Below are 6,777 nucleotides of genomic sequence, written 5' to 3'. Positions count from 1 at the left end.
AATTCATCGTCACGGCTCAATCTCAAATATAGTGCAGTGTTATAAATCGTTGTATTGTATGGTTGTTTCACGGTTAAAAATCCTCCTTCTAAAAGAAACAACCCACGCTTATACAATACTCGCTGGTACAAGTATATCATAAGCGTGGGCTGATTGACAGTCGTTATTCCGTATTTTTTCAGGAAGCGGCGGCAGCGTGCTGGATCACATCTTCCAGCAGGCTGTCAAGCGGCTTCCCATCCTGTGCGAAATGCTCCGATACCTTGATACGGACTTTCCCCATGACAAAATACTGGGTGCCGTCTTTTTCGGTAAGCAGGGTGCCGCTGTTTTTGTTATTGCTCTCGTTTTTGCTTTTTGCCATAGGCAGTTACCTCCATAAATGAAATATGCCCGACAAGGGAATGTCAGACAGGTGTACAGCCGCAGACTGTCTCCGTGTCAACCAAACCGTGTCAACCGGCAGAAAAGACTTTGAAAACAATCCATAGGCGCTCTATTATTACTTTTTACTTTTTCTTTGATTTCTTGGTTGACATGGTTGACAAAGGAGAGAAATGCCCCAAATATCAGGCTTTTCCCCGTCAACCGGCTGTCAACCGAAGCGTCAACCAAACTGTTAACCGGCGGCTTTTTAGAATGGCAGTTCCATTTGCCTGGCTTCTTCTTCCGTGATTTCCTGAAAACCGTCCCCCTCCGGCGGAGCTTGGTTGACACGCTCCCAGCCTTTTTGAGAACCGTATTTCTTATACCGCTTCGGGCTTTTGTAGGCTGCCCAGCCCTGTATGATGCCGCCCGCAATGCCGGTATTCATAATCTCACAGATTGCCCGTGTCTCCCAGTCCGCCGGGGAATTTAAGTTCCCCAGCGCTTCCTCATAAAGCTGCTTGGAGCATACCCTGTCGCCGGTGTAGTCCTCCAAATAGGCGTAGATCATGCCAGCCTGTGTGTCCTCCTGCATGAAGTCCTGCTGGTGGGCGTTCAGGTATCGGTTCATTTCTATGCTGAACGACAGCTTATACCTCCCACTGCGGTAAACCGTCATGGCTTCCGCCCACATCTGTTCGATATACGCCCTCGCCGCCGCTTCATCGTCCAGTATGTGAACCTCCGCCCGTTCCGGGTACACCGTCACGGGGAGAAAGCGCCGGTTGCCAGTGCGGTCACGGGGCAAAAAGTCCTGCCGGTTGGTCGTCCCTCCAAATACACATTGCCGCAGCCGGTCTGCCGGATGTGTCTCATACGGCACTTTGTAGGTTTCTTTCTGGCGGCTTAAGAATGACTTGATTTCCTCAATACTCTTGGCGTTGGCTGTGGCAATCATCTCCGACATCTCGATAATCCAATGTCCTTGCAGCTTGCGGTACACATTTTCATCGTCCAGCTTCTTCAAATCGTCTGAAAACCATTCGTCCCTGCCTGCCAGTAGCCGGAAAAAGGTAGATTTCCCGGCTCCCTGACCACCAACCAGACAGAGCATGACCTCAAACTTGCTCCCCGGTCTGAATACCCGCCGGATGGCTCCCATCAGGAACAGTTTCAAGGCTTCATAGGTGTATTCGTCCGTATCGGCTCCCAGAAAGTGATGCAGGGCGTAACGGATGCGCTCTGTGTCGTCCCATTGCAGGCTGTTCAGGTAATCCCTGACCGGATGGTAGCGGTTTTCATTGGCAACAATCTTGATAGCGCTCTGCACCTTTTTCTCGCTGGTAAGCCCGTAATTTTCTTCCAGATACAAAAGCAGGTAGTTCATGTCCATGTCGGTCAGCGTGGTACTGGTGCGCTCCCAGCCCAGCGGCTTCACAATGTCAATCTGCTCCGTCAAAAGGTTCAGGCGCAGCGCCCCGCGAAACAGAGGGTCACGCTGGAACACCGTCAGGCAGTTTCGGATGCTGTTCTTCACGCCGCCTTTCTGCGTCCCCTCTAATGTTTCCCGGATTTCTGCCGGTGTCTGCGCCGGTTCCATTGTGTCCATCGTCCTTTTGACCGCTTCCTGCGTTTCCGGCGGCAAGCTCTGAAATTCGCTGCTCAAGCCGCAGCACCTCCTTTCCCTGTGCGGCGATCAATGCCGCTTTTTCTTCTATTTCTCCGTATAACAAAATATCTAAAAGGTATTCTGTGTAGCTTATCCTCTGCAACGCTTCCACAAAAAGAGGATGCCAGATGGCATCCTGCGGCTGTGGGGCGTATGCTGTTTTCCAATGCTCCAGCAGGCGCAGATAATCGCATAGCACCCGGAAACAATACCGTTCCGTTTCCTGAAATCTCTGCTCCGCTGATTTTTGTCGGGGCTGTGACCTGTTGTGACGCTTCCTATCTGGCGGCGCATTGCCGGATTTCTCATAGGAAACGCCGAAGTCCTCCGCAAGCCTGACCGCAGCTTCCCGTTTCCCCAATCCATGCAGCAAAGCGGCAAAGTCGATCACATCCCCGGAAGCCCCGCAGCCGAAGCAGTAAAAGCGGCTGTCCACTTTCATGCTGGGCGTGCGGTCATTGTGGAATGGACAGCAGACCATGCCGTTTCTCCCCACCCGGATTCCATAGAATGAAGCAGCCTGCCGGGTGGTAACAGACTGTTTCACCGCTTCAAATACATTCAAATGCTCCCTCCATAAAAATACTGGTAGCGGTAAAGCTGCCGGTTATATCATAGCTCCATCTCATGTTTCTTTCTCTGTACTGCCTGTGGCTGCTCCCTCCGGCGCAGTGCGGTATCTACGGCGTTCTGCACCTGCCGTAGCCGTATGACTTCCTCCCGGAGTGGCTTGTGCTGCGGAGACAGTTCGGCATACTCTGTTTTTAACTGTGCGTATTCCTGTTTCCATGCTTTCAGGGCAATGGGTTTTCCGTCCAGTTTTTCTTTCAAAATACGGCGGGCGGCATAAAACAGCCGTAACTCCGCATCGTGGGATGTTTCAAATTTCTCCCTCTGTTTCTTAAACTTGATATTGTTCAATTCCGTATGAACAGGTTTTAGCCGCTGGTAATTCTCGCCCTCCCGTATCAATTCCTGCAATTCCTTTATCCGGGCAGATTTCTTTTTCATGGAGTCGCTTAACGCTTCAAATTCATCGTTGACAGAGGAAAGACGCTCCTGCAAATCCTCTAATGTGAGCAGCTTGTTTTCCGTCAGATAATTGACGGCTTCGGCAAACTGCTTTAAGTTTCCGGTTCTGGCTTTATTGCTCCATGCCCCTGCGTTGCGCTGGTTGTAATAAGCGATCAACAGGTCGGCAAGGCTCGGTGTCTGCGGTTTGGAAAGTTCTTCTTTTACCTCTGCCATCCAGACAAACAGGGCTTTGATCTTCTTCCTCACATCCTGCATGAGCCGGTTGGTGGCTTTAATCCAGCGGTTCAGTTCCCCTTTCTCGGTGCGGATGCCCTTTGCTTCCATCTGCCGGACATTAGCTCCCTCGTGGACAGTAGGTATCAGGTCAAGCCCCTGCCGCACATAGGAACGGTGGTCGATACGCACATCCAGCCCTTTTTCCTCAAATTTTGTATTAACGGCAGCCGCCCACTGCTCCCGCCAGTGTTCCAGCGTTTCCGGCTCATGCCAGTCTGTTGTATGGACAGCGTTAAACATATAATCGCCGTTTTTATCCCGGATTCGGTTTCCATCTTCATCAAGAAGATATTCCCGACGCTGTTTTTGTCCCCATGTGCCATCCGGGTTCAAAGGGCGCATGGTTGTCATCACATGAAAATGCGGGTTAGGGATGCCGCCGTCCTCTTTCTCCGGGCTGTGAAAAGCAAGGTCGGCAATCATGCCTTTTGTCACAAACTGCTCCTGTACGAACTTCCTCGCCAGCTCCATGTTTTCTTCCAGCGTCAATTCATTCTGCATGGCAATATCAAAGGAATAGGCAAGCTGTGCTTTTGGATGTTTCTCGCAGTTCTCCACAGCATTCCAGAGGGTCGCCCGGTCAAGATATATTTCCGGCGCATGGGGCGGCAGCATGATTTCCGAAGCGATCACGCCGCCCTTTTTGGTGTAGTCGCTGACTTCTCCATAGTAGCTGCTGTAAAGACGCTCCCCGGCTCGATAGGCTGCGCTGGCAATGGCGCTCTGACCGGCGCTGCGCTTGATCTGTGCGATTGAAAAATGATAAAGTGCTATCCTTAGTCACCGCCTTTCTCCTGCCCGGAAATACGGGCGTGGTTCTCTGTGGCAGACCGGATGAAATGCTCCGCCTGCGGCAGATTCAAAATGCTTTCCATGAGGGAATAAAATTCCGCTTCGGATAGCTCCTTTGTCTGTGGTGCAATGCTCTCAATAGCTGCCCCACGGGTAATCAGCCGGTGCGTCCTCTGTTTCCGGGAACCGCTTTCCAGATACGCCTGCCGGTTTTTCAAACGCTGCATTTTCCGTTTTTCCTGTTCCAGCAGGACAGTGGTTTTTTCATATTCCTGCTTCAACTGTTCCAAAGATTTTTCCATGTTCTCACATCCTTTGCTGATAAGATAAAGAAAGACCATCCGCAGACAGTCCGTGTGTCAGTGCTTCTATAAAACCCGATGAAAAGGGAAAACCGCAGAGCGGATTTCTCTTTGCGGCGGGTACACAGGGGATAGCCGCTTTAGCGGCGCAAGGGGGTGTAGCCACCTTGTCGGAGCGAAGCGAACGCAGACCTCGGATTGCTGATTTTATCAGCGGCAGAGGTAAGCTCCGCAGGACGCACGATACATGGTCTTTAGACTATGTATAGAAGTGCGCCCTTAGTTCCTAAGGGATTTTGCCGTTTCCGGCAGTCTTGTCCTTTTTCTTGGAACGCTTGGAAAGATACTTCGGGCAGTCAACCACAACCGCCCGGAAGCTCTGTTTACATTCGTGCTGGCATTTCCGGCACAGTTCGTTGTAAGTGATACGGCTGCGGTCATTTAAGAAGAAAGACCATTCCAACCGCCGCTTGTTACTCATTCTTGCCATAACCGGCTCCTTTCTCCGTTTCTATCTGATGTACGCAGATAGGCTGTTTTGATGTAGCGTCTCGGTATCATTTTTAAGTTTTTTTCCCTCTGTATGCCCCTTTGGAAAGTGCGGCAGTATTGCAAGTCAGGGAATGATACCTCACGCTTATTTGTCGCTTCCCGGTACGGTTTCGGAGCCTTTTGCCATCCATTCAAAGAAAGCAATTTTGCTGACCTTGATAAGTCTGCCCCTGCGGAACGCTGGAAAGCCGGGTGTGTGTACCAGCTCATAGGCGCTCGCTCTTGAAATTCCCATAATCCGCTGAATGTCCGCCACATCCAGAACCAGCGGTAAATCCTCGTAGCTGTTCAATCTCTTTTTATCGTTCATTCTGTTCCTCCCATAAATCAAATAGGTTAAAATGCTTCCTGTTGCCGTTCTCCCCAAAAGCCGTTTTCCTGCCCCATTCCTGCGGTGTTTCCCTGCATTGGTGCGCCGAATGCGTCACTTCTCCTGCCGGTCATATCCCTTTTGGACGGTCATTCACTTGTCAAGGTACTGTGCGGTACGAAATTACCAACCGCAATCATCATAGCGTACTATCCTTGACAAAACAATGATTCTGCGATACCATGAGTGTAACGGATATAACTGAATTATATAATTACCATAAACAAAGGCAGGGGATAGGGATGGAGAATCAGTTTATACGGCATGAGCCATGTTTTGAGAGGATTTTGTTTGTCCTGACGCTGGACAGGAAGAAAATGAAAGAGCGGATTTTGATTGGGGAAGAACAGCAGATCCGCTTCCGTCTGAACGGGAGCCAAAACGCAGAGGTGCTTTGTGATATGACACGCCCACTGGGAACTTTTTTGATAAACTTTGAGCGTGACACGGACAGAGACTGGAACTTATACGGGCTTTCTCCGCTGCGGCAAGCTCTCCACTCCAACCGATGGAAACAGCCGGAGCTGGAGCAGGCGGCAAGCGAATTTCTTTGGGAGAAATATCTTAGCAACGACCCTCTGAAAATGTATGTGGCGTTCCGTATCTGGAACAGCTATCTGCTTGCCAGAGAACCCCGTGACCGTAACGCTGCCTGTGACCGCTTCATGGATAAAATGAGCAGACTGACCGGGGTATTCCAAAACGAAACCATGAGCTTTGACAGGGAGACAGGAAAACCGAAACAATTTCAAGCTGGCAGCCTTTATTTCAAAGGCGCACCGTCAGAAGATACCCGGCTTGACCTCTGGTTCCCGGACAACCGGCGCACAGAAGAATGTGTGTCTGCCTATGCGTCCCTCTACCCGTTGATTACCTATTATCTGAACAGGCTGAATGACTGGGGGCTTTGCTTCCGGCGGTGCAAGGTCTGTGGAAAATATTTTCTGGCAAAGAGCCAGCGGTATGAGCTGTGCAGCGACAAGTGCCGAAAAGCACAGGCGCTTCAAAACAAGCGGGAATTTGACGAGAGGTCAAGAGAAAATAACTATGACCTGCTTTATAAAAATGAATGCCAGAACTGGCGCAACAAAATAAACCGGGTAAAAAATACCGCAGGCTTTCCGGCTGACCGTCTGGAAAAAATACAGGCTTCCTTTTCCGACTTTAAGAAAGAAGCCTTACAGAGAAAAAAGGCTGTAAAAACAGGAACGGCCAGCCCGAAAGAATTTACGGACTGGCTGTATCAGCAGAGTAATGTAATTGTTGAGCTGACCGAGATATGAAAAACTTTCTATCGTCAATTTCGCATTATTGCAATAACAGATTGCTTCTTCCATGAATGGTAATATTATCATCAAACTTTTGGAAGAACTATAAATGTCCGAGGTGCCTTTGATTTCGACAAAAAAACAGGC

The 6,777-nt window shown here is 50.0% G+C and carries 8 protein-coding genes and 1 pseudogene; 1 reads left to right on the top strand and 8 read right to left on the bottom strand.

The features are described 5' to 3' along the window. The 8 genes and pseudogenes from GKE48_RS15190 to GKE48_RS14290 all read right to left on the bottom strand — a co-directional run. Window positions 1-140, bottom strand: a pseudogene (locus GKE48_RS15190) (recombinase family protein); the annotation flags it as partial. Window positions 141-178: 38 nt separating this feature from the next. Then, a complete protein-coding gene (locus GKE48_RS14320; RefSeq protein ID WP_004849804.1) occupies window positions 179-364 on the bottom strand; it encodes a hypothetical protein in 186 nt (61 codons plus the stop codon). Window positions 365-634: 270 nt separating this feature from the next. Continuing rightward, a complete protein-coding gene (locus GKE48_RS14315; protein ID WP_129900482.1) occupies window positions 635-1,975 on the bottom strand; it encodes a virulence-associated E family protein in 1,341 nt (446 codons plus the stop codon). Then, window positions 1,860-2,600, bottom strand: a complete 741-nt coding sequence (locus GKE48_RS14310) for a CHC2 zinc finger domain-containing protein (RefSeq protein WP_118344066.1) — start codon at window positions 2,598-2,600, stop codon at window positions 1,860-1,862. Before GKE48_RS14310 ends, GKE48_RS14315 begins: the two co-directional genes overlap by 116 nt. 47 nt (window positions 2,601-2,647) lie before the next feature. Continuing rightward, window positions 2,648-4,120: a MobQ family relaxase gene (mobQ, locus tag GKE48_RS14305; protein ID WP_173016068.1), complete on the bottom strand. Its 1,473-nt coding sequence runs from the start codon at window positions 4,118-4,120 to the stop codon at window positions 2,648-2,650. Window positions 4,121-4,122: 2 nt separating this feature from the next. Next, window positions 4,123-4,440: a DUF3847 domain-containing protein gene (locus tag GKE48_RS14300; RefSeq protein ID WP_008816380.1), complete on the bottom strand. Its 318-nt coding sequence runs from the start codon at window positions 4,438-4,440 to the stop codon at window positions 4,123-4,125. 286 nt (window positions 4,441-4,726) lie between these two features. Then, a complete protein-coding gene (locus tag GKE48_RS14295) occupies window positions 4,727-4,930 on the bottom strand; it encodes a hypothetical protein (protein WP_004614949.1) in 204 nt (67 codons plus the stop codon). A gap of 147 nt (window positions 4,931-5,077) precedes the next feature. Further along, entirely contained in the window at window positions 5,078-5,302 is a 225-nt protein-coding gene (locus GKE48_RS14290; RefSeq protein WP_005362423.1) for a helix-turn-helix domain-containing protein, read from the bottom strand. Window positions 5,303-5,604: 302 nt separating this feature from the next. On the opposite strand from GKE48_RS14290, the gene GKE48_RS14285 reads away from it, so the two are divergent. Beyond that, window positions 5,605-6,645: a DUF6076 domain-containing protein gene (locus tag GKE48_RS14285; protein ID WP_008816376.1), complete on the top strand. Its 1,041-nt coding sequence runs from the start codon at window positions 5,605-5,607 to the stop codon at window positions 6,643-6,645. Window positions 6,646-6,777: the final 132 nt, after the last annotated feature.

This window comes from Lachnospira eligens (genome assembly GCF_009680455.1).
Lineage (GTDB): Bacteria > Bacillota > Clostridia > Lachnospirales > Lachnospiraceae > Lachnospira > Lachnospira eligens_A.
Note: the sequence above shows the minus strand (reverse complement) of the source record. Positions and strands in the feature narration are given on the sequence as shown.

Excerpts from the sequence above, each read along its gene's own strand:
- GKE48_RS14320 (WP_004849804.1), bottom strand. The coding sequence starts at position 364 with ATGGCAAAAAGCAAAAACGAGAGCAATAACAAAAACAGCGGCACCCTG.
- GKE48_RS14315 (WP_129900482.1), bottom strand. The coding sequence starts at position 1,975 with ATGGACACAATGGAACCGGCGCAGACACCGGCAGAAATCCGGGAAACA.
- GKE48_RS14300 (WP_008816380.1), bottom strand. The coding sequence starts at position 4,440 with ATGGAAAAATCTTTGGAACAGTTGAAGCAGGAATATGAAAAAACCACT.
- GKE48_RS14295 (WP_004614949.1), bottom strand. The coding sequence starts at position 4,930 with ATGGCAAGAATGAGTAACAAGCGGCGGTTGGAATGGTCTTTCTTCTTA.
- GKE48_RS14290 (WP_005362423.1), bottom strand. The coding sequence starts at position 5,302 with ATGAACGATAAAAAGAGATTGAACAGCTACGAGGATTTACCGCTGGTT.
- GKE48_RS14285 (WP_008816376.1), top strand. The coding sequence starts at position 5,605 with ATGGAGAATCAGTTTATACGGCATGAGCCATGTTTTGAGAGGATTTTG.